This is a genomic window from Streptomyces sp. NBC_00012, from assembly GCF_045040875.1.
Lineage (GTDB): Bacteria > Actinomycetota > Actinomycetes > Streptomycetales > Streptomycetaceae > Streptomyces.
In genome coordinates, this window is the sequence record NZ_CP108309.1 from 596,514 (window position 1) to 620,087 (window position 23,574).

A 23,574-nucleotide genomic window follows, 5' to 3' on the forward strand; every position below is an offset into this window, starting at 1 on the left:
CGGGGCTCGTGCGGCAGTACGGTCCCCAGCCCCGCACTCTGTGCCGGACCCCGGGCCGGGCAACGGTCCCTCGCTTCGCGGGGAGCCGGTGCGATCCCGCATCGAAGCGGCAGGCAGACCACCTGAGTTGGCGGAACTGCAGGAACTCCACCTGACGGCGGCCCTATGCCAGCCAGAGCTGAACCGGTAAAGTTCAAGTTCATCGGGCGGTGTCCCTCCGTAACTGCTACCCGTCAAGGGTCGCGCAAGTCATGGACTGGGCGTCCTGTTGGCAACGGCGCGTGAATCGGCCGAAGCTTCACCGGTTCATGGACATACGGTGATCACAGGTCAGTTCGTCGCCCCGTAATCGCATCCATCAGCTGCCAGGCGATTGGAGTCGCACACCATGAAGGACGTCACCCAGCTGAGCGAGGGCTGGAGCCTGCGCCACGCAGAAGCGCTGCTGCCTGCCCGCGTCCCCGGCTGCGTCCACACCGATCTGCTCGCCGCCCAGGTCATTCCCGATCCTTTCATCGGCCACAACGAGACCGAGATCGCCTGGGTGGGAAGGCGGGCGTGGTCCTACGTGGCCGATCTGCACTACAGCAGCGAGCACGAGCGGGCCGACCTGGTCTTCGAGGGACTCGACACCGCCGCCGAGGTCTTCCTCGCCGGCGAAAGTCTCGGCACCACGCGCAACATGCACCGTGTCCACCGCTTCGACGTCACGGGGCGTACCGGACGGCTCGAAGTGCGATTCGCGTCGGCCTATGACGAGGCGGCCCGCGTCCGCTCACTGACCGCAGAGCGCCCGAACGCCTACCCGGAGCCCTTCCAGTACATCCGGAAGATGGCGTGCAGCTTCGGCTGGGACTGGGGCCCGACCGTCGTGACCGCCGGCATGTGGCGTCCGGTACGCCTTGAGCGCTGGTCCACCGCCCGCCTCGCCGAGGTCCGTCCTCTGGTCTCGGTCGACGGCTCCACCGGCCGCGTCGAGCTGCGGGTGCGCACGGAGCGCACCGCGAACGGCGCCAGCCGTCGGCTGACGCTACGGGCCGCCGTCGGCGGCACCGAGGCAGAGATCGCATTCGAAGGCCACAGCGCGGTGCTGTGCCTGGACGTGGAGGACGCCGCGCTGTGGTGGCCACGGGGATACGGCGAACAGCCGCTGTACGACCTCGACGTGACGCTGCTCGACGATCGGGGTGACCGGCTCGACGGCTGGACAGGCCGCATCGGTTTCCGCACGGTCGAAGTCGACCGCTCTGCGGACGCCCACGGCACCGGCTTCACCTTCGTCGTCAACGGGGTACGGATCTTCGCGCGCGGGGTCAACTGGATCCCCGACGACGTCCTGCCCTCCCGGGTCACGCCCGAGCGCTACCGGACACGACTGTCCCAGGCCGCCGAGGCCAACGTCGACCTGGTCCGTGTCTGGGGCGGAGGCATCTACGAGGACCACGTGTTCTACGACGTGTGCGACGAGCTGGGTCTCATGGTCTGGCAGGACTTTACCTTCGCCTGCGCCGCCTATCCGGAGGAGCAGCCACTGCGCGGGGAGGTCGAGGCCGAGGCGCGCGACAACGTTATCCGACTGATGCCGCACGCGAGTCTGGTGTTGTGGAACGGCAACAACGAGAACCTCTGGGGGTTCCGGGACTGGGACTGGGAGCAGCCGCTGGCAGGCAATTCCTGGGGCGAGGGCTACTACCTCGGCATGCTGCCCAGGATCGTCGCCGAGCTGGACCCGACCCGCCCGTACACGGCGGGCAGTCCCTGGTCCGGTTCATGGGATCACCACCCCAACGATCCCCGGCACGGCACCCACCATTCGTGGGAGGTGTGGAACCGTCAGGACTACGCCGAGTACCGGGCAGACATCCCCCGCTTCTGCGCCGAGTTCGGCTGGCAGGCTCCCCCCGCCCTCGCGACGCTCCGCCGCGCGCTGCCTGGCGAGCGGCTCGCCCCAGACTCCCCCGGCATGTTGCACCACCAGAAGGCGGAGGACGGCAACGCCAAACTGAATCGGGGAATCGATCGTCACTTCGGGCTGACCGAGGGCGACTTCGACCGGTGGCACTACCTGGCTCAGGTCGTCCAGGCGCGCGCCGTCGCCGCAGGTGTCGAGCACTGGCGGGCGAGTTGGCCGGTCTGTGCCGGCACCGTGGTCTGGCAGCTCAACGACTGCTGGCCGGTCAGTTCGTGGGCGGCCGTCGACGGCGACGGTCGGCTCAAGCCGCTCTACCACGAGCTGCGGCGGCTCTACGCGGACCGGTTACTCTCCCTCGTCCCCACAGGTGACGGCCCCGTAGTCGCCCTCGACAATCAGTCCGGCTCCGCCTGGCGCACGACGGTGCTCCTGCGTCGGCTGGACGCGGAGGGAGCCGTACTGCACGAGGTGTCCTTGGAGTTGCAAGCGGGCCCGCGGACGGTCACCCGACTGGCCGTTCCGTACCCGCTGCTGCCTGAAGGGGGTTCCTCCAGGGAGTTCCTCGTGGCCGATGCCGACGGTCTTCGAGCGGTGTACTTCCCCGTACTCGACAAGGAGTTCAGCTACCCGGTGCCGCAGTACGACGTCCGCCTCGATACCGAGACCCGTTCCGAGACCGGAAGCGACGCAGTCGACATCGTCGTCACGGCCCGCACTCTGGTGCGCGACCTCCTGCTCCAGGCCGACCGGCTGGGGCCCGACGCCGTGGCGGACCGCGGCCTGATCACGCTGCTCCCCGGCGAGGAGGCACGAATCAGCGTCAGGGGCTGGACCGACTTCGACGTGGCCACCGCGCGTGATGCCCTGTTCAGCGTGGGAGGGGAGTAAGCGTCATCGTCCGTCGGGCCGGGAGGCAGCCGGTCCGAGGGGCCGGACAACGCGGAGCCCGGTGGCCACGTGTTCGTCCGACCCCTCGGAAGACATTGCCTTGCCCTGTGCGCTGTGCACGATGAGGCGGCGGTGCTCCGGAGTTGAACCGCGTCAGCTGTTACCGGCTTCTCGCGCCACGCCCTCCAGCCGGCGCCGGTGGTTCGCCCACCATGCCTGATCGCCCGGTGGCAGGTTCTCGTTGCCCTGCGAATACCCGGCACTTCCGTCGATGAGCTCGCGCACGATGTCGGCGTGGCCTGCGTGCCGCTGGGTATCGGATATCACGCGCACCAGGATGTGGTGCAGCGTCACCTCGCGTCGTTCCCTCGGCCACCACGGGACATGACCGACCGTGTCGAGCGTCAGCGTCTCGATCGTACTGTTGGAGTGCTCCCACGCCTGGTGATAGAGCCCGACGATCTCTTCGCGCGACTCGTCTGCCGTGGCCCACATGTCCGAGTTGGGTTCCGCATCCTCCGTGTACCACCACGGCGGCGGCTTCTCGTCGAAGAACGGCCGCCCGAACGTGTCGCCGAAGTAACCCAGTTCCACGCCGGCGATATGTTTGACCAGCCCCAACAGATTCGTGCCCGTGGAGGTCAGCGGGCGACGGATTTCGTACTCCGAGAGCCCGTCGAGCTTCCACAACAGGGCGTCGCGCCCGTCCTGCAGGTAACGGAGCAGGTCCGCTTTCGGATTCGGTTCGATCATGTCGGGCAGTCTCGCACCCAGCTCTGACAGTCGGGCGAAGCAGGAGCCGTCCAGGGAGTGACGCGCCATACCTCTGGCCGGCCTCTGTCGACAAGGAGCAGGAGGGCAGAGAGGCACTCCGGATGGATCGGCGGCTGTGCCGTTCGGGTGGGCTCGGAGGCGTACCGCTGTGGTGTCGAAGGGGGCAACGGGCGATTACGGGAGGCTGGCGCTCCGGAGCCAGGCAGGAGAGAGCGTGTGAATGGGCGCAGCCGTCGAGGTGTCCGGAGCTCCGTGGTCGGGGGCGGGGAGCGGACGGCCGGCGATGCGGGTGTGCTCGGGACCGCCCTTGCCGTGGTGCTGGCGTTCTCGCTTGCGGAGGGCTCGTGGGAGTGGTTCTCCACCTATCTCGGCGTAACGCTTCTCGCGGTGGTCCTGTCCTTCGGCCGTGTGCCGGCGTGGACGCCGAACCGGCGAGCTGCCTACGGATGGATCCTGACGGTGTTCTCGCTGGTGGTCGGTCTGTGCGTGGCGCTGACGCTGACACCGGCACTGCAGCGCTGGGACTGGCTGTTTCCGATGCCGGGCACCCGGCACGGGTGCGTGGAGTCGGGCCGGTACGAGAGTCTGCGGACGCAGGCCGCTCTGGGGAACCTGGCCGGCCGTGACGACGACGCACTGGCCCTTGCGCAGCAGATGCAGAGCCGCCAGGCCGTGGCCGACTGCCTCGCATCGACGACGACACGTTGGCTGCCGGCGTACGCGTTGGGAACGGCTCTGTTGGTGGGTGCGGGTACGTGGTCGCGGGAGCGGACGCGGGCTCGGGCCGGGGCTGAGGCCGGGGCTCGGAGAACGACAACCGGATCCGATTGAACCGGCGCCAGGCCGACCAGGCCATCCCGGTCGGCGGCTCTGCCCCTCGTGCGAGGGAGAGTCCCGGCCCGGTATGCGCCGCGGGCGTCAGCAGGCTCCTTGGCCGAGGTCGCGGGCTGTCCGGCCCAGGGCCCGGTGTTGCCCGGAACCCTGCCCGGGCCTGTCCAGCTCGGTCACGAACCGGCGCCGTCGTGCTCGGCAAGCAGTAGACCTGTGCCTGGAGTGAGGGCCGTCGCGCGCGTTTCAGGATGAGCCCACAACCATTCCACGATCGGAAGGGCATCGTTCACCGGCGCATAGAGACGGAGCCGAGTCTCGTTGTCCTCGCGGCGCGGTCTCCCTGCCACACGGTACGTACTCGCGGGTTGGGCGAGCCGTAGGTGCGGCCCGTTGGACACCTGGACCCCGACCACGTCGCTCCAGGGCACCTCCACGGTTCCGAGCCAATTCGAACGCACCACATCCGGTGTCAGCTCGGCTGACGGCTTCCGTGGCCGGCCCACGACCCGCGCGCCACCCACTCCGAAGCCGGCGGCGATCAGCAGAACGAGGCCACCGGCCAGCACGATGACGGGACGGTAGGTCGATGTCGCACCGAAGCGGCCGGAGACCTCGATGTATTCCTGACCCCAGTGCGCCACCGCGCTGACGCAAGCGATGACTCCGAAAAGCGTCGGCAACACCAGGATCACGCTCAGCAGAGCTGCGCGGCGGCGGCTCCTGCGGAGATCCGCGAGATCCTGCGGCGCGTAGGCGATACCGGACTGCGTGGCCCGCCACCGGCTCGGCAGTGGCGGCGGATGCGGCACTTCAGTCATGTCCGGAGTCCACGGTTCCGGCCGACCCGCACCGCAGCAACCGTGTTCGACGTGGCGGGGTGTGGCAGGGTTATGAATCGCTGCCGAGCCGGGGAATGGTCCGGGGGGAATCGTCCGAGTCAGGTTCGGGCCGTGCCGCGTCGCCCCGGTTGCAATGCGGGCAACCCGCGAAAGCCGGCCGCTGACGGTACGAATCGTGTCAGGATGCTCGGCATGTCTGGTCGCGCACAGAGCTTCGGAGCGGTGGCGGAAGCGTACGAACGGTTTCGGCCGGGGTATGCCGTGGAGCTCTTCGACATGGTGATGGCGTACGCGGGTCACCCTGTCCGGACAGCCCTCGAGATCGGCGCGGGGACAGGCAAGGCAACCCGCCTGTTCGCTCAGCAGGGGGTCGTGGTCACAGCGACCGAGCCTGACGGGGCCATGCTCGACGAGCTGCGCAAACACGTTCCAGCAAGCGTCAGGACAGTGCAGGCCGCGTTCGAGGACTTGCGACCGGGTGAGAAGTACGGGCTGGTCTATGCCGCGGCAGCGCTGCATTGGACGGTCCCGGAGGGTCGGTGGTCACGCGTGGCCGCTCTGCTGGAACCAGGTGCTGTGTTCGCCTCGTTCGGGGGACCCATCCGGCTTGCTGATCCGGTGGTGGAGGAGACTGTGCGCGCGGCACGAGCACCGTTTCTGGAGAGTGATGAAGTCCCGTCGCCGGACGGGACACCTGCGGGGTCAGGGCCCCGGGGAGAGTCCCGTTCGCCCGGTTTGATCATGGAATCCCGTGGAGGGTGAGCGTGGCTGCGGGGTGCGTGTGGGCTCGTCGGCCGCTGGCGATGTTGGCCCATCCGGAGCGGTGGAGGGTGGCGCGGGCAAGGTCGCGCAGTGCGCTCATGACGGCGGGGGTGCGATGCCGGCGGATCTGACTGGCGTCTTCGGCGAAGGTCACGTCTTTGGTCCAGTGGACGGTGTTCTCGATGATCCAGTGGCCGCGCGCCCAGGCAGCGATCTCAGCGGGAGACGCCTGGTGGGCCGCGAGATCGGTGACGGCGTAGACGGTCTCGGTCTGCCACTTCGATGTGCCGATTCGGCGGCGTTTGCGGTGGATGCGAACAACCTGGCGGGCGTGGGGAAACAGCAGACCGTTCACGCTCACCACCTTCACCTCGCGGACCTCCTCACGGCCGTGTCCGCGGTCGCGGGACTGCTCGAGGACCGGTACCTGCTTCCAGGGCAGTTTGGTCAACTGACGGGCCAGGGTGGGCTGGTTGTTCTTCACCGACAGCAGGTAGTGGGCCTGTCGGTCCTCGACGAGGTAGCGAGCGTGGCTCGTCTGGGCGTGCAGGGCGTCGACGGTGACGACGGAGCCGGTCAGGTCCTGACCATCGAGGGTGTCCAGCAGCGGAGCGAACTCGGGTATCTCGTTCGTCTTCGCACTGATCTCGCGCAGAGCAGCAGTCAACGCATCGTGGTGGCGCACTGCGGACAGGACGAAGACACGGCTGCCGTCCGCGCGGACCGCTCCGCGCAGGCATTTGCCGTCCACGGCGAAGGCCGCACGACGCGGTTGCGGCGGGTCCGTCTCGTTCTGGGCGATCCGGTGGGCGCGGCGCTGTTCGCGCTCGACGATCCCGTCCGGGCCGGTCGCGGTCACCGGGCGGGCCTGGAGTGTGGTGAGTCTGGTGAAACCGGCGGCGGTGAGTAGCGCGGGGTCGACGCGGGCGAATACATCGCGCAGGGTGCGCTCGCCCGGAGCCTTGAACCGGCCGGTAAAGGGATCGAAGGGGCAGCCCAGCCGGGCCAGTACATCCTGGTCGCAGCGGCGTACCCACTCGGCAATGGCGGTCAGGGAGTTGTGTCCGGCGCTGGTGAGTGCACACACGCCGACCGCGAGCAGCGTTGCCAGCCGGAACCGCACGCCGCGCGGATTCCTCGGATCGGGCACCAGGGACAGTGCGGCGAGCAGACCGGACGGCACCACCGCCTCGGGCCGTGACGCCCCGGACGCGGCCTGTGGCAGGTGCATAGCGGACGGAACAGATGATGGTGCAACGAGCACGGCGACCTTACCGGGACCGGACTGGTTCACCAGTCGATGCGGTGAGTTCTTTGGTCATGAAGACGCGGCTGGTGCCCGGCGGATCGCAGGGCACCTCTCCCAGCCGCTTCCACCCGTGTTTCTGGTAGAAGCCGGGGGCCTGGAAGGTGATGGTGTAGAGCACGGCCGTGCGGCAGCCACGGGCACGAGCCTCGTCCTCGGCCTGCCGGAGGATCTCTGTTCCCAGCCCGCTGCCACGCAGCCGGGTCGGCAGGTAGAAGAGGTCGAGGAAGAACAGCCCGAGCGAGGTACGCCCGGTCAGTCCGCCGACCACCTGGTGGGTATCGGGATCACGGACCAGGACAGCCAGAGGTCTGCGGTCGGCGATTCCCGTGTGTTCGATGTTGAAGCGGTCCAGCGCGCCGGAGATTGCCGCGGCGTCCTCCGGGTTGGGGGCGTCGGTGAGCATGCAGTCCGGCTGGGGGGCGGGCTGGCGGGAAACGGTGACGGCAGTGTCGGACGCAGGCATGGTTGCTCCAGTACGTGAGCGGATGCGGGTGCGGGGCCGGTGAGCCCGGCGCACGGGCCGACGCTAGGACGGGGACGCTTCGACGGACGTCGAAGGGACGTCGGCGACAATGGGCACCGTGGACATTCAGCGCGCAGGCCAGGATGTGGGTGTGGACCTGGCGGGCGTGGCCAGACTGCTGGCCGACGGCACCCGGGCCGCCTTCTGCCTCGCGCTGCTCGACGGCCGGGCCTGGACGGCGAACGAGCTCGCGCGCTATGCCGGAGTCGCGCCGTCCACTGCGACCTCGCACCTGAACCTGCTCGTAAACGGCGGGCTCCTCGTCGAGGAGCGGCACGGACGCCACCGCTACGTACGGGTGGCCGACCGCAGAGTGGTCGAACTGATCGAGAGCCTTGCCGCGCTGGCCCCGAAGCACAGCGCCCCACCACGCTCGCTGTCGGCCTCCGGCCGGCAGCAGGCACTGGCCCGCGCCCGGCTGTGCTACGACCATTTGGCCGGAACCACCGCTCTGGCCATCACCGACGCGATGGTCGAACGCGGACTCCTGGAGTGGGGACCTGAGCCGGGCCTGACTGGCAAGGGCGCCCTCTGGCTTGCCGAGGTCGGCATCACGGTACCCGCTGGCTCACGCCGGCCACCGGTGCGCGCATGCCTCGACTGGACCGAGCGCCGTCCCCACCTGGCCGGCGCTGTGGGCGCCGCCCTGTCCGCCCACGCACTCGCCACCGGGTGGATGACGCGCATCGGCACCACCCGCGCCCTCCTCGTGACACCCGCCGGCCGCCGGGCACTGCACGACCACCTCGGCCTGCCACCAGCTGAACTCTGATCCTGAACCGGACCTGACCGGGCCACACCGACGCGTGATCAAGCCGGGCGAACAGGACTCTCCCCGGGGCCCTGCCTGCGGGGTGCGAAATGCAGTGGCCCGGTACGGAGCTCCGGCGGTCCGAATGGTTCACCGATATTCAACAGACGGTGTTGGAAAGGCGCTTGACGATGAGCGCTCACGAATACATCGGTCAGCTCTCGACCGTCTCTGCATATCTGGTACTGCCGGCCTCGGAACGAGGGCGGGTATTCAGTCGGATCAAGCAGGTTCTGCCCGAGACGGTCGAGATCGTCGCCGACATCACTGTCCATCTCGCGCGTCGGTACGGCGAGCAGTAGCACCTCGGCAACCGGACAGGCGCGAGCGACGGCTCCGGCAGTCCTCGTCGATGTACGGCTCCGCGGCTGCGTACGAACAACGCGTGGTTCGACCAGCGGAGCAGGGCGGTCACCACAAGTTGCCCGACCGAGGTGGCGGAAACCGTCGGGATCCTCGCGACGAACGGCGCCCACCGCCTGCGCTGGGCGGTCGAGTCCGCCGACAGGTTGATCTCCCTCTCGGACGGCACCGACCTCAGCCCTCTCGACCGGGCGATCGACCGCGTTCTGTGGGCTCTTCGAACAGCGCCCGAGGACCCGGCGGGCCGGATCCTCGCCCTCGGACGTCTGGGGCAGGCGTACCACGAGCGTCATCGGGCCCCCAAGGACGTGGCGGACGCGCGGAACGTGGTGACGGCACGTCGGGAGGCCGCCGGTCTCTCGTCGCCGGGAAGGGACCGGGCACGCAGGCTGTCGCTGCTGGCCGATTCGTCGTGCCGATGGAGAAAGTCGCCAATCTGCTCGTCGTGGCGCGCTGTTAGCCGGATCCGCGTCCACGGCTCTCCCCCTGCCCGTATTCTGGCTGCCGATGCGCCCTCCGGGGACCGCGCCGAGCACCAGTGGGACGGGTGTCGAGGTGTGCGTACGAGGCGAGAGGAGCACGTACTCCTGCGGATCGTGGGCACTCCCGGACTCCCGTGCGCGGCGAGCACGATCGGTACGACGAGCAGGACAGCAGGCGGCCGGGGCCCGACTGCTGTTCTGCCAGAATCACCACATGGCTGAACAAGACACGGATCACGGCTACCTGCTGGACAACCAGCAATCGGAGGCAGGGGTCCGTTTCGGCGCCCTCAGCGAGTTGTTCGATCCGGTGACGTTCCGACATGTCGACCAGCTCGGGATCACCGCCGGCATGCGGTGCTGGGAGGTCGGCGCCGGCTCGCCGTCCGTGCCGCTCGGCCTGGCCGAGCGGGTCGGCCCGGCAGGTGCGGTGGTCGCCACCGACATCGACGTGTCGTGGACCCGAGATGTCAACGGTGGCGTGATCGAGGTGTTGCGGCACGACGTGGCGGTCGACCCACCGCCGCCCGGCGGCTTCGACCTCGTCCACGCCCGCCTGGTCCTGGTCCATGTCACGGATCGCGCCGAGGCGCTGCGCCGGATGGTCCAGGCACTGCGGCCCGGCGGCCGGCTGCTCCTGGAGGACGCCGACCCGGGATTGCAGCCACTGTTGTGTCCGGACGAGTCCGGTCCCGAGCAGCGGCTCGCGAACCGGCTTCGATCCGGATTCCGCAGTCTGATGGCGGCACGCGGCGCGGACCTCGCGTACGGGCGCACCCTCCCCCGACTGCTGCGCGCGGCCGGTCTCGAGGACGTTCGGGCCGACGCCTACTTCCCGATCACCTCGCCGGCCTGCGCCGTCCTCGAGGCTGCGACCGTGCGGCAGATCCGCAGCCGCCTGGTGGCGGAAGGGCTTGCCACCGACGAGGAGATCGACCACCACCTGACGAATGTCGCCACCGGGCGCCTCGATCTTGCGACCGCTCCCATGATCTCCGCGTGGGGGCGACGTCCGTAGACCTGCTCGATCGCAATAATGCGTGCCTCGGGTTCCAGCCCACCGGGCCACTGGCCGGCCCGACCGGAGAACGATCACCAGATCGCATGCGGGCCGCCGGGCGTTGCTGCGCTCTCCGGCGAGGTTCACCGCATGCAAGGCCCACCGACCCGGTGATGTGAGTGGCAGACGACCGTTCGGCCGTGCTCAACTCGATATCGCACGGTCCGCTGACGAGCCGGATGTCGTCGACGGGATCACGAAGAACGCCAGTGCCGCAAGGATCGCCACGCTCGCCGCGAGCGCCAAGGCGCCACGAAGGGACCAGGCCGCGACCGGTCCGACAGCCAAAGCTCCCAGGGCGAATCCGGTGATCTTCAAGCTGGCTCCGGTGGTGAAGATCTGGCCACGCAGATGTTCCGGTGCCTCCCGGTGACGGACTGCGAACAGGGCGGCGAGTTGGGGTCCTTCAGCGCACCCGATCATCAGCACGGCCACTATCAGCAGCGCTGGTTGCACCGATGTGGCCAGGGCCAACGCGGCAGCCTGGACAAGGGCACCGGCCCAGATGATCGTGTCGGGGGCGAGTGATCGCGGAAGCCTCGTAAGTACGGCATTGGCGACGAGGGCGGAGACCGCCGCACAGGAGAACACCATCGCGCCGCGACCGGCTCCGCCGAGGACACGCTCGCCCAGAAGCACCGTGCAGGCCGTCAGCATGCCTTGTGCCACGCAGGAGACGACCGATGTGAGGGTCGCGCGGGCCAGCGCCGGTCTCCTGATGACGACCCGAATCCCGGTAGCGAGGTCGCTGATCACCGAGCTCGCCCGAATGTCCCGCCCTCGACCGGGACGGGCCGGGAGCATCCAGGCAGCGGGCAGCGCCAAGCCGATGAGCCCTGCGGAAACCACCACAGCCATCGGCGCTCCCAGCGCCTCCGCCAGGCTGCCCGCGAGGACCGGACCGGCCAGACTCGCCGCACTGAACGTCATGGCATCGAGCGCGTTCGCACGAGGCAGGCCTTCGACCGGCACCACCCGGGGCAACTGGGCCGTCCATCCGCCCGACAGGGCCGGCCCCGACAGCCCTGTCAGAACTGCGATCAGGATGGTGGCAGGGAACGGCAACCGGCCGAGCCCCACGAGGATCGCCGCCAGGCCTGCCCCGTACAGGACGAGGGCTCCGGCCAACCAGCGCCCCGGTCGCTCCGCTCTGTCGAGGAGAGCCCCGAGCAGCGGCCCTCCCACGGCGGCGGAGATCGTGACGGCCGCGAGCAGCGACGACGCATCAGTGGTCGATCCGGCCAGTGAGAATCCGGCCAGCATCAACGCCGGGCCCGACATCTCGTCCCCGGCACGAGCCGCCACCGCTCCTGCGAGGTAGCAGCGGAGTGAGTAACGCGATTCCATGAGAAAAACGTTACTGAGGTAACTCAAAACCTTGCAATATGCGTTACATTGCACATGTGTCCTCCAACATCGGCGACTGGTCCACCCGGCACTCCGTACTGACAGTGGCTCGACGGGCCGCCGCACTGATCAATGCTCTCGATGCCGACCACCCCGACCCGGACGATGTCACCGATGTGCTCCGCGCGTACGGCGAGACAGGCCACATCGAACTCAGCACGCGCGATCTCGCCGCGATGCGTGCGGCGGCCACCCTGCTGCGGGAAGTCTTCGGCGCCGAAACCGCCGACGGTGCGGCCGGCCACATCAACCGACTCCTGGAGGAACACACCGGGCCTCTCCGTCTGACTTCGCACGGCGGCAGCTCTCCCTGGCACCCTCATCTCGACCACGACGACGATGCCCCCTGGAACGAGTGGCTCCTCGCCTCGTCCTGCATGGCCCTGGCCGTTCTCGTCTGGGACCACCAACGTCCGCCCGGCAGGATCTGCTCATCCCCCAGCTGCCGGAACGTCTTCATCACGCAGGGCAGCGGTCCCGAACGCCGCTACTGCTCCCGCCGGTGCGCAACCCGCGAACGCGTCTCAGCCCACCGACGTTCCCGCTCCGGCAAGCAGTCGGACGAGACCGAGTAGAAGACCACCCGCCTTCGGCCCGTCCGGGCGGCACGCTCCATCGCGCGCTGTTCGGTGCGCAGCGAAGCGTCATATCGGGCAGCGTCGTCCGCATCCCGAACGGGCCCGACTCGATCGAGATCACCGATGTGCCCGTAGCCGAGCCAGGCCCCGGCCAGATCCGCGTCGCCATAGACAGCGCCATGCACGTGGCTGCCCGACTCAGGTGCGTCGGGGGGAGTGAAACCAGCACGATGGGCATAGCGCCGCGAGCACGGACGGCGTGGTGAGTGTTCCCCTCCCGCCTCGGTCGAGGTCGAGAGGGACCGATCCTGGAATCCGCTCGCGCTCGAACGACACTTCTGATGTGGTGATCGGCACCAGGTACTCGGAGCGTAAGGGGCGGCTCGTGGCGGGCGACGGATGTATCTTCTGCGCGATAGTGCGCGGGCAGGCGGATGCCAGCATCGTTCACGAAGATGAGTCGGTGGTCGCCTTCATGGATCTCCGGCCCGTCAACCCAGGTCACTTGTTGGTCGTTCCCAGAACGCACGCGGTGGGGCTGGAGGATCTCCAGGAGGACGCCGGCGTCCAGGTCTGGAAGGTGGCGCACCGGCTCGGGCGGGCGTTGCGCCGGTCAGGTTTGCGGTGCGAGGGCGTCAACCTGCTTCTCGCGGACGGCGAAGCCGCGTTCCAGGAGGTTTTCCATGTGCACCTTCACGTCATCCCCCGCTTCGCCGGCGATCCGTTTCGTATTCACTCCGACTGGCGTATTCATCAGCGTGAGCAGCTCGACGAGGCATCTGCTGCTGTCCGCAGCGGTCTCGTTGCACTTGACGCCTTGCAGCGTTGAGGTCGGAGGCTGACGGATCCCGACGATCGTCGGTCGCCAAGGGCGGCTGCGGGACGGGTGACCTCGCAAGTGCCCTGGTCGGGTCGGGTCGGCAACCGGAGAAAACCCGGCTGCCGTGCTCGGGCCCGCCGTGGCTGACCGCCCCAACCTCCCATTTGTTATTTACCACTCACCAATCCCTGGCGGCGATCAGCTCCTCCGCATCTGCGTTTGAGAACCCGTAGGCCGACGCCACGAACCAGAAGTCCTCGGCTATCTCCTCACGCGCGACGGTCTCGATCTCACTGCCTGCCGCCTCGAACTCGGCCTCCAGTAGATTGAACTGCTCCGTCGCCGCCTCCGTGAGCACGTAGAGGGCCTGGAGATCCGCCGGCTGCTCCGCCTCGATCCGCTCACAGAGCCTCAGCAGTATCGCCGTACCCTTGTCGAGGACGTGATCCGGAAAGTAGTCGTCCGCGTACAGCGGCTGCAGGAAGGCGTGTTCAGCCACCTGCTGGTTCATGATCGGCATGGTGCCCCATCTCCTCGAAGAGCCAACGTTCCGATCATGCACGACACCACTGACAAGGAAGGCGCGAGCTCGGTCGGTGGCGGCCTGCAGGCCGACCGCTCCCCCGGTGCAGCCTGTCGTGAGCACGCGCTGCGCTACCTCCCGTCGGTGGCATGCTCCTTCAAGAAGGCGCCTGCGTGGGCGGCGGCCTCTTCCTTCGTTGCGTAGTGCGAGGTGCTGTCAGCCTCATCGCGTGTTCCATCGGCTCCCTGTCCGGCCCACTTCCAGCCACCCGATGACGGATCCCGGGACACTTCGGCACTGCCACCACACAGCTCGACAAAGCTCGACTCCGCCGCCCTGGAGGTCGGCCTTTCGATGGCTTCGGGCCATTTCTTGCGGGCACCCTGCCGGGTGATGCCCCAAGCAGCACCCAACTGCTCGTAGCTCGCACCGTAGGAGCCGGCGGTCCCTGCCGCGATTGCCGTCAATCGCTTGACCTCCGCGTCCACCACCTTCCAGGCGGTGAGGACCGAGAGCGTCACGTCGATGGGGTCGGCATCCCACATGCGTTCTTCAGGAAGTCCGGTCGCCCGGGCGCGCATCGCCGAGGCAAGTGGGCTGAGGGCGTCCAGAAGTGCCCTGTCGAGCGCCGCCTCTTCCGCAGGAGTGATCTCTGGTGACATCATGACGACAACTTAAGTTACCGAATAGCGAATGCGCAACCAAAGTTACCAACCGACGTCCGATGACACCGCGCCCTCCGGTCAGATCCCCCCGTCCGGTTCGCCGGGTCCCCAGCCGCATTGCAGGGACTGCATCTCCGTCCCCGCCATCCTCGCCGACAGCTAAGCGTCATACGCGGCGGTCAGGAGCGGTCCGCCGCTGCCCGACCGGACCCGGTCGCGATACACGTGCGCCTCGGACTTGGGCATCCCGCCCACCCGGCCGACGTATTCGAACAGCGTCATCCCCCGGCCGCGCGCCTCCTCGGCGAGGACGGTCCGGTGGCGCTCGGAGACCTCAGCGATGCGCTCCGGGTGGGCCTGGTGCGGAATCAACCAGCAACTCCGCCAGAGAGTCCGCGAATTGCGTGAGCCAGTTCAGCCGTGGTCCTTTCCGCGCCCTTCGAAATCCGTGGCGGCGGCCCCAGAACGCGGCCTGGACTGCATGGAACTGGGCCCAGCGCCGGGCACGTTCGCGATCGACTTCGGCTGCCTCGGCAAAGACGTGCAAGGTGCGGAACACCGCCTTCCGCAGGTCGCTCGCTTCGACGAGCGTCAGCGCCCGCGATTTGAGAAGGGTCCCGCTGTCGTATGCGGGGTCTCCTGCGTACCCCTTGGGGTCGACCGCCAGCCACGGCTCACGGTCGGCGCGCAGGATGTTGCGGGCGTGCAGGTCGCCGTGGACGAGGGTGTCCGGCTGATCGTGGCCCAATTCCTGGGCGGTCGCCACGGCCGCGTCCACCACGTACCGGGGCAGTGAATGCGCCAGCTCCTGGGCATCCTGGTGGAGTTGGGCCACCCAGACATCAGCCTGGTCCCGCAGCCGCGGAAGTCCGGGAGGCGCGGGGATGGCCAGTGCATGGCTGATCCGCCCTGCGACCCTCACCACCTCGTCCTCGTCCTCGAGCTCCGCCAGGGTCGACGACCGGGCACGCTCCAGCAGCATCGCGAAGTGCTCGTCGGCGCGCTCGTGCAGCAGCACGGCTCCGCGTCCGCCCCAGGCCGCGAAGGCATCCGGTTCGTTGACGTTGCCGGGGTGGGGGAAGGACACCTTCATCGCGGCCACTCCCTCTGCCCGCCGTCGCACCGGAACAATGATCCCGACGCCCCCATGCATGACCTCGCCGTCCAGCACGCATTCCCAGCAGTCCAGCAGCTCTTCCACGGTCCCCGGCAGTCCGGCGAGCCAGACCGCTCCAGCCTCTCCCTCGCGCTCGATCGTGCTCCTTGAGAACGCCTCTGGTATCTCGATCACCCCCGCACCCTACGCACCCGCCGAGTATGGAACGGGGTCGGTGGCGCACTCCCCCCTCCCGGCACGGAGGCCGTCGGCATCCGGTCACACCGCGGGAGCCGTGCGCGGTGCGGAAGGCCCCGGCGGTGACTGCCGGCCCGTTTGCCGCGGCCCAGCGTTCGGCCGCGATCATCAGGATCCCGGTTGCCGTGGCCTTGATCTGCCCGTAGTCCAGCAGGTCGGGCACACTGCGGGCCATCCGTTGCCTGAACGCTCTCCAGGGCCTTGCGCAACTCCCCGGCCAGCCGTTCGAAGTCCATCGGCCGCTGTGACCGGTACTCCAGCACGGCCACTGCCGCAACTTCGTCACCAGAAGGCACGCTCCAGCCTCAACCCTCACGGACACACCGGGCGTTGAACGAAGGGGATCCGGCCGGTGCGGTCAGTCCGTTGCACGGATCACCCGCCCGGATCAGTCCGCTTCCCTCTCATCAGTTCGCTTCCCTCTCATCCGTACGCTTCCCTCTCATCCGTACGCTTCCGGCCCATCCAGCGCGCGGCCCCCAGCTCCGGGTGCCCCTGCCCGCAGGCCGTCCATCACCAGGTCAAGGAGGCGTGTGGCGCGCGGCTGCCAGTCGCTGTGCGGGTCGATCTGCCAGAGCCCGGCGATGGCAAGCAGGAAGTCGTCGGGAGTCAGCCCCGAACGGATGGTGCCGGCCTCCTCGTTCGCCGCCAGCAGCAGTGTGACCGCATTGGTCACCGGGCCGTGCCCCAGTTGGGCCAGGCTGCTGCCGCAGTTGCTGGTGGACTTGCGCAACGCGTCGGCCAGGCCGGCCTTGGCCATGGCGTACTGGGCGAGACGGTCCATCCACTCCCTCAGGGCCCGGTCAGGTGCGCGAGTACCGAGCAGCTGGGCCGCAGTGTCTGCGACCTGCTGCATCTCGAAGCGGTAGACCTCCAGGACGAGGGCCTCGCGATTGGGAAAGTTGCGGTAGAACGTTCCCTGCCCGACACATGCCTTCTTCGCGATGGTGCTCAGCGGGGCGTCCGCCGCTCTCGTCAGCTCGGCCAGTGCGACTTCCAGGATGCGCTCACGGTTCCGTTGCGCGTCCGGGCGCAGGGTCGCGCCCTTCTCGTCCCGTATCCCGCCCCGTAGTTCGTCACGCATCTCACCCCGTGCTTCGTCCGGCACTCTTCTCTCCTCCCGGAAAGGGCAGCCGAGTCCGGCCTTGCTGAGCGGACAGCTGTCCGCTAGGTTCGACGACAAGTGGACGACTGTCCGCTTGGATTCACCTTAGCGGCAGATCCGGCCGGTGTGGCTGACCTGCGCCCACCGTCAACGGTTCATTCATCCTCATCGCCCTCTCCCTCCCGTATTGCCCACCGGGATCGTCTCGTTCGACGCGCATCAGCAATGCGAAAGAAGGCTGATCATGACTCCATCGACGTCCAGTGCCATCACCCTGAACATCAATGGCGAGAAGTACACACTGCCCGTCGACCATCGCACCACCCTGCTCGACGCCCTGCGCGAGCATCTCGACCTGACCGGCTCCAAGAAGGGCTGTGACCAGGGCCAATGCGGTGCCTGCACGGTGCTGCTCGATGGGCGCCGGGCTGTTTCCTGCCTTCAGCTCGCGGTCGCGGCCGAGGGGCGTGCCATCACCACCATCGAAGGCGTGGCCGATGGCGAGCAGCTCCATCCTGTGCAGCAGGCCTTTCTCGACCTCGATGGATTTCAGTGCGGTTACTGCACACCCGGGCAGATCTGCTCGGCCATCGCTGTGATCGAGGAGCACGCGGCGGGCTGGCCGAGCGCCGTGACCGACGATGTCCGGCCGGAGGCGGGAGTGCCCGCGCTCAGCCCCGAGGAGATCCGCGAGCGCATGAGCGGCAATCTGTGCCGCTGCGGCGCCTACGTTTCCATCGTCCAGGCAGTGGCGCAGGCGGCCGAGGTCCAGGACAAGGAGGCAGTGGCGTGAGGGAGTTCGGCTACGCGCGAGCCTTTGATGTCGCCGGAGCGGTCTCACTGATCGGTTCCGACCCCGACGCCCGCTTCCTGGGCGGTGGCACCAACCTCGTGGACCTGATGAAGACCGGTGCGGAGCGGCCCGCACTCCTCGTCGACTTACGTGACCTCCCCCTCGACAGGATCGAGTCGGACCACGACGGAGGGCTGTGGATCGGGGCGACCGTCACCAACAGCGATCTCGCGGCCCACCCCGACGTTCGGCGCCACTACCCGGCGTTGGCGCAGGCCGTGCTGGCAGGCGCTTCCGGGCAACTGCGCAACATGGCCACGGTTGGCGGGAATCTGCTCCAACGGACCCGTTGCGGCTATTTCACCGACATCAGCAGGCCCTGCAACAAGCGCTCCCCCGGGAGCGGTTGTCCCGCCATCAGCGGTGAGCACCACAACCACGCGATCCTCGGCGCGTCCGAGCACTGCATCGCCACGCATCCCTCGGACATGGCGGTCGCGCTCGCCGCCTTCGACGCCGTCGTCTCCTACGAAACGGCCGACGGTCCGGGTGAGTCGGCGATCGACGGTTTCTATTCGCCCGTGGGCGAAACGCCGCACATCGAGACCGGTCTTCCGCCCGGCGCGTTGATCACCGGCGTCACACTGCCGCCCGCGCCGGTCGCCGCCCTCTCTCGGTACCGGAAGGTGCGCGAGCGCGCCTCGTTCGCCTTCGCGATCGGCTCGATCGCCGGCGCGCTCGATGTCCAGGACGGGGTGGTACGCGAGGTTCGTCTCGCACTCGGGGCCGTCGCTTCGAGGCCTTGGCGGGCCCGCACGGCCGAGCGAGCGCTGACCGGCGGACCGGCGAGCGCGGAGGCGTTCGCCGCCGCGGCGGATGCCGAGCTGGCGGCCGCCGAGGCCCTTCCCGACAACGGATACAAGGTGACCCTGATGCGCAACCTCATCGTGGCCGTGCTGACCGAGCTCACCGAGGAGGCCTCCCGATGACCACGACGACCGGGGTCGCCGCCGTGACCGGAGCCATCGGCTCCGCCCACACCCGGTTGGAAGGCCGCGACAAGGTGACCGGGGCGGCCCGCTACGCCGGAGAGGTGCCCTTCGCCGAACTCGCCCACGGCTGGCTGGTGTTGTCGACCGTGGCCCGTGGCCGGATCCGCTCGGTGGAGGACGGTGCCGTCCTGGCCATGCCCGGTGTCCTGACCGTGCTGCACCACAAAAACGCGCCGCGCGTCGACACCGGGTACATGGGCATGCTGGGGCGGCCGAACCCGATCCTCGGGATCTTCCAGCACGACCGCGTGCCCTTCGCGGGCTGGCCGGTGGCGCTGGTGGTGGCCGAGACGTCCGAACAGGCCAGGGAGGCTGCCGAGGCCCTGGTGGTCGAGTACGACGTGGAGCCGCACGATGTCGCGTTCCACAACGACCGTTCGGATGCCTACACGCCCGAGAGCACCCCGATGGTGCAGCCCGAGACGGAGAAGGGGGACGTCGAGGCTCAACTCGCCGCCTCCGCCGTCGTCGTGGACGCGGAGTACACCACTCCGGAGGAGCACCACAACCCGATGGAGCCGCATGCGGCCACGGCCCGCTGGGACGGCGGCCGGCTCGACGTCATCGACTCCAACCAGGGCAGCAGCTGGGTGGCGAGCGAGCTGGCGCAGCTCTTCTCTCTAGATCCGGCGTCCGTGCGGGTACGGTCCGAACACGTCGGGGGCGCCTTCGGGTCGAAGGGCCTGAGTCCGCATCAAGTGGCGGCCGTGATGGCCACGACCATCCTCCATCGTCCGGTCCGTGTGGTGCTGACCCGCCGCCAGATGTTCTCGCTCATCGGGTACCGCAGCCCCACGGCGCAGCGGATCAGACTCGGTGCCGACGCGGACGGCCGGCTGCGTGCCTTCGACCACCAGGCACAGAGCCTCACGTCGACCGTGTACGAATTCATCGAGTCGAGCGCCGTTCTGGGGCGCGTGCTGTACGACGCCGACGCGCACCACACCCTTCACCAGCTCGTACGCCTCGACGTGCCGACCCCCACATGGATGCGCGCGCCGGGCGAGGCGCCCGGGTCCTTCGCCCTCGAATCGGCCATCGATGAGCTGGCCGAGAAGTGCGGCGTGGACCCGATCGCGCTCCGCGCACGCAACGAACCCGAGACGGGTCCGGTGTCCGGGCTGCCTTTCAGCAGCCGCAATGTACTCGCCTGTTTCGAGGAGGGAGCCCGCAGGTTCGGCTGGGCGGACCGTGATCCCCGTCCCGGGCTGCGTCGTGAGGGGCGCTGGCTGCTCGGGACGGGAACGGCGGCGGCCACCTACCCCTCGGGGGTCGGGCCGTCCACCGCGGCCGTGACCGCCGAACCGGACGGCACCTTCACCGTACGGATCAACGCCGCGGATGTCGGGACCGGGGCTCGGACCGCGATGGCCCTGGTCGCCGCGGACACGCTGGGGGTGGCCCCGGACTCCGTGCGGGTACGCATCGCGGACAGCGACCTCGGCCCGGCGATGATCGCCGGCGGCTCGACGGGAACGCGCTCCTGGGCGTGGGCGGTGACGATCGCCGCGGACGAGGTGCGGGAGCGTCTGGCGCTGGGGGGTGGCATTCCGCCGGAGGGAATCACCGCCCGGTCGAACACGGCCGAGGCCATCGGCGCTCTCCCCGAGCAGGAGCGCCACTCCTTCGGCGCGCAGTTCGCCGAGGTCGCGGTGGATGTGGACACCGGCGAGGTTCGCGTACGACGGCTTCTCGGCATCTACGCCGCGGGCACCATCGTCAATCGGCTCACCGCCCGCAGCCAGTTCGTGGGCGGAATGACCTGGGGGCTTTCCATGGCTCTCCACGAGGAGGCCATCAGGGACCCGGCCTCGGGCGGCCATGTCGGCGCCGACCTCGCCGGCTATCACGTCGCCGCACACGCCGACGTGCCGCTCATCGAGGCCGACTGGGTGGACGACCCCGTCCCGGGCGATCCGATCGGCATCAAAGGCATCGGCGAGATCGGCATCGTGGGAGTCGCCGCCGCGATCGCCAACGCGGTGTGGCATGCGACCGGCGTACGCCACCGGGAGCTGCCGATCCGTCCGGACCGCATGCTGCGTGCGGCGGAAGAGGCCCGGCGCCGGGCGGAGGACGGAGCCCGGGGTGCTTGACATCGCCGAGGGGCTGAGCCGGTGGTTCGAGGAGGGCCGGGAATTCGCCGTCGCCACTGTCGTGGCCGTCAGCGGCAGCGCGCCACGCGGTCCCGGCGCCGCCCTGGCCGTCGACGGTGAGGGCACGGCCATCGGTTCCGTCTCCGGCGGTTGCGTGGAAGGCGCGGTGTACGACCTGTGCGTACGGGCGCTCCAGGACGGGCGCACGGTACGCGAGCGCTTCGGGTACGACGACGAGGACGCCTTCGCGGTGGGGCTCACCTGCGGCGGCGTCATCGACGTCCTGGTCACGCCGGTGCGCGCGGACTCCTCGGTGTTCCGGGCGGGGGTGTCGGCCGCGGACCGAGGAGAGGCGGCGGCACTCGTCCGGGTGGCCCGGGGCCCGGCGGAACTGCTCGGCCGGGCGCTGCTCGTCCGCCCGGACGGATCGTACGGGGGCAGCCTCGGCGGAGAACCGGGACTGGACCGAACGGCGGCGGAGGAGGCCCGAGCGATGCTGGACACCGGCCGCACCGGAACCGTCGACATCGCGCAGGACGGGTCGCACTGCCCGGGCGGCTTGACGCTGTTCGTCGAGTCGAGGGTGCCGCCGCCCCGGATGATCGTGTTCGGCGCCGTGGACTTCGCGACGGCGCTGGTCCGGGCAGGCAAGTTCCTCGGCTACCACGTGACCGTGTGCGACGCCCGGCCGGTCTTCGCCACTCGCGTCCGCTTCCCCGAGGCCGACGATCTGGTGGTCGACTGGCCGCACCGCTACCTCCGGCGCACCACGACCGACGCACGGACCGTCCTGTGCGTGCTCACTCATGATGCCAAGTTCGACGTACCGCTCCTGGAGGCGGCCTTGCGGCTGCCGGTCGCGTTCGTCGGCGCGATGGGATCGCGCCGAACCCACCAGGACCGCGACCGTCGCCTGCGCGAAGTGGGCGTCACCGAACAGGAGTTGGCCCGCCTGCGCTCCCCCATCGGCCTCGACCTCGGTGCCCGTACCCCCGAGGAGACCGCACTGTCGATCGCTGCGGAGATCGTCGCGGCGCGCCGTGGCGGGACGGGTGTTCCACTCACCGGATCGGATACGTCGATTCACCATGACGTGGACGGGAAAAAGGCGGGCGATTCCGGCTCTCGGGCGGCAGCATGATCTGACGGGGTGGGTGGCTCGGTGGCCGGGGCGTCCAGGTGGCGCGGTCGCAGATTCCGTTCGGGGCGCGTCCGGGCCCCCTCCCCCGAGTCGGCGCATCCCTGAGCTCCTCTCAGTGGTCGCTTCCGCTCAGCCCGACGCTGCGCCGTGGAGCGCCGGGTCCGGAACGCCCCTGCTGCAGCCGGCGTGCTGACGGCGAACGGCGCGGGGAGTTCATGTATGCCGCTGATCGCATCGGGGGAGCTCTCGTCCGGTGCGCCCGCTTCGGTCGCGCTGTGACGACGGTCCGCGGTGCCCGCGGAGGTCCGGCTTCGTCGAGACGGAGCGCTGCCTGCCTGCTACCGCGTAGCCTGGTCGCCCATGGACATGGGACGTACAGGTCGACAACTCCGCCTGATCGCCGCGTCCGTGGAGATTGCCTGTCGTGGTCGCCGGGGGTCCATGGGCCGGTGCACCCTGGCCCGATGCAATGCTCGATTCCGAGCCGGGACATATCGGCGGTCTGCAGTGCGCGATCGTCGCTCCGCAAGCCCAGATCGAGATCAAGCGGATGACCCCGCTCTGGGATCCGTCACGCCCTCGGCGACCCAAGGACGCCGAGGACATCGCACGACTGGAGGCGGCCCTGCGCGCACGTGGCAAGCGGCCCGGGTGAGGCTACAGGGCGAATCACCACACGACCACGGCAAGCAGTACGTGAGCACGGCCACGCCCGACGTCTCACCGGCCTCGATCCGGACCGGGCCGCCCTCCCGCGGGCACGGCTCCCGTGGCCGGCTCGGGGCCGAACCCGGCGAATCCCTCGGGAACCATGGCCGTCCCACACGATGGTGGAGGGCGGTGTTCGTAACGGCTCGCGATCACAAGGATGGCCCGCGCCACCCGCCCGCAGGCGGGGACACGGGCCGACCGGACCGCAGCTGTCTCAGCCCGGCACTTCACTCGGTGCGCAACGGCCGGCTCAGAACACGAACGGCCCGGGCGACTGAGCGGACGTAGCGTTGCAGGTCGCGGTGATCCCGAAGACCACGACCTTGAGGGACTGGGCCGCCAGGCTGTCCCCCGAGGCCACGGTCCCCTTGAGCGGACCCGTCGACACCGGGCTTCCGGCGGGTATGGCGGGGTTGGAGTTCCCGGTGAACGTCACCGCTCCCGAGCCTTTGTTGGTGAGTGTGAGCGTTGACTTGACCGTGTTCGCCCCGACGCTGATCGGTGCCGTGATGGCGGACGTCGAGACGTTGATGGTCGCGGTCGTGCCGCTCTGGGTGGCGGTGAGGGTCGCGCTGCCCGAGCCGTAGAGTCCACAGTCGAAGTTGATGGTCGCGGTGGTGGGGGTGACCGCTTCGGCCGTGGGTGCCAGCGCGAGCGTGCCCGCGGCGAGGGCGGAACAGAACCCGAGTCGCCGTATGCCATGCCTCATGGTGTTTGCCCTTCATGTGGGGGGACTGCCGGCGCGTTGAGTCGACGTGCCGCGCCGGAATGCGGC

General features: G+C 69.0%; 24 protein-coding genes. 13 read left to right on the top strand and 11 right to left on the bottom strand.

The features are described from left to right. Positions 1 to 388: 388 nt before the first annotated feature. Complete coding sequence (locus tag OHA19_RS03030; RefSeq protein ID WP_405720234.1) at positions 389 to 2,800, top strand: glycoside hydrolase family 2 protein; 2,412 nt, start codon at positions 389 to 391, stop codon at positions 2,798 to 2,800. A gap of 153 nt (positions 2,801 to 2,953) precedes the next feature. On the opposite strand, the gene OHA19_RS03035 is transcribed toward OHA19_RS03030, so the two are convergent. After that, on the bottom strand, positions 2,954 to 3,553 hold the full coding sequence (locus OHA19_RS03035) for a DinB family protein (protein WP_405720232.1): 600 nt from the start codon (positions 3,551 to 3,553) through the stop codon (positions 2,954 to 2,956). Positions 3,554 to 3,826: 273 nt separating this feature from the next. Here OHA19_RS03035 and OHA19_RS03040 point away from each other — a divergent pair, with 273 nt between their 5' ends. Then, positions 3,827 to 4,405 (top strand): hypothetical protein, encoded by a 579-nt coding sequence (locus tag OHA19_RS03040; protein WP_405720230.1) that lies wholly within the window; start codon positions 3,827 to 3,829, stop codon positions 4,403 to 4,405. Positions 4,406 to 4,578: 173 nt separating this feature from the next. Here OHA19_RS03040 and OHA19_RS03045 read toward each other — a convergent pair whose 3' ends face one another. Continuing rightward, positions 4,579 to 5,223, bottom strand: a complete 645-nt coding sequence (locus OHA19_RS03045) for a hypothetical protein (protein ID WP_405720228.1) — start codon at positions 5,221 to 5,223, stop codon at positions 4,579 to 4,581. A 303-nt stretch (positions 5,224 to 5,526) separates the two neighbouring features. Between OHA19_RS03045 and OHA19_RS03050 the strand changes: the two genes are divergently transcribed. Next, a complete protein-coding gene (locus OHA19_RS03050) occupies positions 5,527 to 6,006 on the top strand; it encodes a class I SAM-dependent methyltransferase (RefSeq protein WP_405753209.1) in 480 nt (159 codons plus the stop codon). On the opposite strand, the gene OHA19_RS03055 is transcribed toward OHA19_RS03050, so the two are convergent. Together OHA19_RS03055 and OHA19_RS03060 are read right to left on the bottom strand one after the other, a co-directional pair. Next, positions 5,984 to 7,270, bottom strand: a complete 1,287-nt coding sequence (locus OHA19_RS03055) for an ISAs1 family transposase (RefSeq protein WP_405720889.1) — start codon at positions 7,268 to 7,270, stop codon at positions 5,984 to 5,986. The genes OHA19_RS03050 and OHA19_RS03055 overlap by 23 nt on opposite strands. Before the next feature lie 7 nt (positions 7,271 to 7,277). Then, positions 7,278 to 7,778, bottom strand: coding sequence for a GNAT family N-acetyltransferase (locus OHA19_RS03060; protein WP_266366130.1), 501 nt, complete (start codon positions 7,776 to 7,778; stop codon positions 7,278 to 7,280). Positions 7,779 to 7,887: 109 nt separating this feature from the next. On the opposite strand from OHA19_RS03060, the gene OHA19_RS03065 reads away from it, so the two are divergent. The 3 genes from OHA19_RS03065 to OHA19_RS03075 all read left to right on the top strand — a co-directional run bounded on the left by OHA19_RS03065 (position 7,888) and on the right by OHA19_RS03075 (position 10,512). Then, positions 7,888 to 8,610 (top strand): helix-turn-helix transcriptional regulator, encoded by a 723-nt coding sequence (locus tag OHA19_RS03065; RefSeq protein ID WP_266366128.1) that lies wholly within the window; start codon positions 7,888 to 7,890, stop codon positions 8,608 to 8,610. 170 nt (positions 8,611 to 8,780) lie between these two features. After that, on the top strand, positions 8,781 to 8,951 hold the full coding sequence (locus OHA19_RS03070; protein WP_405749316.1) for a hypothetical protein: 171 nt from the start codon (positions 8,781 to 8,783) through the stop codon (positions 8,949 to 8,951). Positions 8,952 to 9,708: 757 nt separating this feature from the next. Then, positions 9,709 to 10,512 carry a methyltransferase domain-containing protein gene (locus tag OHA19_RS03075; protein WP_405720224.1) on the top strand — a complete coding sequence of 268 codons (804 nt, stop codon included), beginning with the start codon at positions 9,709 to 9,711 and terminating at the stop codon, positions 10,510 to 10,512. 186 nt (positions 10,513 to 10,698) lie between these two features. Here OHA19_RS03075 and OHA19_RS03080 read toward each other — a convergent pair whose 3' ends face one another. Then, on the bottom strand, positions 10,699 to 11,901 hold the full coding sequence (locus OHA19_RS03080; protein ID WP_405722091.1) for an MFS transporter: 1,203 nt from the start codon (positions 11,899 to 11,901) through the stop codon (positions 10,699 to 10,701). 38 nt (positions 11,902 to 11,939) lie between these two features. Here OHA19_RS03080 and OHA19_RS03085 point away from each other — a divergent pair, with 38 nt between their 5' ends. Both OHA19_RS03085 and OHA19_RS03090 read left to right on the top strand, forming a co-directional pair. Continuing rightward, positions 11,940 to 12,536 carry a CGNR zinc finger domain-containing protein gene (locus OHA19_RS03085; protein ID WP_405720222.1) on the top strand — a complete coding sequence of 199 codons (597 nt, stop codon included), beginning with the start codon at positions 11,940 to 11,942 and terminating at the stop codon, positions 12,534 to 12,536. 346 nt (positions 12,537 to 12,882) lie between these two features. Then, positions 12,883 to 13,368: an HIT family protein gene (locus OHA19_RS03090; RefSeq protein ID WP_405720220.1), complete on the top strand. Its 486-nt coding sequence runs from the start codon at positions 12,883 to 12,885 to the stop codon at positions 13,366 to 13,368. A 169-nt stretch (positions 13,369 to 13,537) separates the two neighbouring features. Here OHA19_RS03090 and OHA19_RS03095 read toward each other — a convergent pair whose 3' ends face one another. From OHA19_RS03095 to OHA19_RS03115, 5 genes are all read right to left on the bottom strand, one after another. Next, the gene (locus tag OHA19_RS03095; RefSeq protein WP_405720218.1) at positions 13,538 to 13,879 is read right to left on the bottom strand and encodes a DUF5713 family protein; all 342 of its coding nucleotides are present in this window, start codon (positions 13,877 to 13,879) and stop codon (positions 13,538 to 13,540) included. A gap of 134 nt (positions 13,880 to 14,013) precedes the next feature. Continuing rightward, entirely contained in the window at positions 14,014 to 14,547 is a 534-nt protein-coding gene (locus tag OHA19_RS03100) for a hypothetical protein (RefSeq protein ID WP_405720216.1), read from the bottom strand. A gap of 159 nt (positions 14,548 to 14,706) precedes the next feature. Beyond that, a complete protein-coding gene (locus OHA19_RS03105) occupies positions 14,707 to 14,919 on the bottom strand; it encodes a hypothetical protein (protein ID WP_405720214.1) in 213 nt (70 codons plus the stop codon). Further along, a complete protein-coding gene (locus OHA19_RS03110) occupies positions 14,882 to 15,838 on the bottom strand; it encodes an aminoglycoside phosphotransferase family protein (protein ID WP_405720212.1) in 957 nt (318 codons plus the stop codon). The genes OHA19_RS03105 and OHA19_RS03110 overlap by 38 nt, the downstream gene beginning before the upstream one ends. A 505-nt stretch (positions 15,839 to 16,343) precedes the next feature. Next, a complete protein-coding gene (locus OHA19_RS03115; protein WP_405722088.1) occupies positions 16,344 to 16,985 on the bottom strand; it encodes a TetR/AcrR family transcriptional regulator in 642 nt (213 codons plus the stop codon). A 265-nt stretch (positions 16,986 to 17,250) separates the two neighbouring features. On the opposite strand from OHA19_RS03115, the gene OHA19_RS03120 reads away from it, so the two are divergent. The 5 genes from OHA19_RS03120 (at position 17,251) to OHA19_RS03140 (ending at position 22,743) form a co-directional block, all read left to right on the top strand. Continuing rightward, positions 17,251 to 17,799, top strand: coding sequence for a (2Fe-2S)-binding protein (locus tag OHA19_RS03120; RefSeq protein ID WP_405722084.1), 549 nt, complete (start codon positions 17,251 to 17,253; stop codon positions 17,797 to 17,799). Next, on the top strand, positions 17,796 to 18,788 hold the full coding sequence (locus OHA19_RS03125; protein ID WP_405720210.1) for an FAD binding domain-containing protein: 993 nt from the start codon (positions 17,796 to 17,798) through the stop codon (positions 18,786 to 18,788). The genes OHA19_RS03120 and OHA19_RS03125 overlap by 4 nt, the downstream gene beginning before the upstream one ends. Then, positions 18,785 to 20,947, top strand: coding sequence for a xanthine dehydrogenase family protein molybdopterin-binding subunit (locus OHA19_RS03130; RefSeq protein ID WP_405720208.1), 2,163 nt, complete (start codon positions 18,785 to 18,787; stop codon positions 20,945 to 20,947). Before OHA19_RS03125 ends, OHA19_RS03130 begins: the two co-directional genes overlap by 4 nt. After that, positions 20,940 to 22,088, top strand: a complete 1,149-nt coding sequence (locus tag OHA19_RS03135; RefSeq protein ID WP_405720206.1) for an XdhC family protein — start codon at positions 20,940 to 20,942, stop codon at positions 22,086 to 22,088. The genes OHA19_RS03130 and OHA19_RS03135 overlap by 8 nt, the downstream gene beginning before the upstream one ends. A 469-nt stretch (positions 22,089 to 22,557) precedes the next feature. Then, the gene (locus OHA19_RS03140) at positions 22,558 to 22,743 is read left to right on the top strand and encodes a hypothetical protein (RefSeq protein WP_405720204.1); all 186 of its coding nucleotides are present in this window, start codon (positions 22,558 to 22,560) and stop codon (positions 22,741 to 22,743) included. Positions 22,744 to 23,049: 306 nt separating this feature from the next. Here the strand turns inward: OHA19_RS03140 and OHA19_RS03145 are convergent, their stop codons facing one another. Then, positions 23,050 to 23,508, bottom strand: coding sequence for a hypothetical protein (locus tag OHA19_RS03145; RefSeq protein ID WP_405720202.1), 459 nt, complete (start codon positions 23,506 to 23,508; stop codon positions 23,050 to 23,052). Positions 23,509 to 23,574 lie beyond the last annotated feature (66 nt).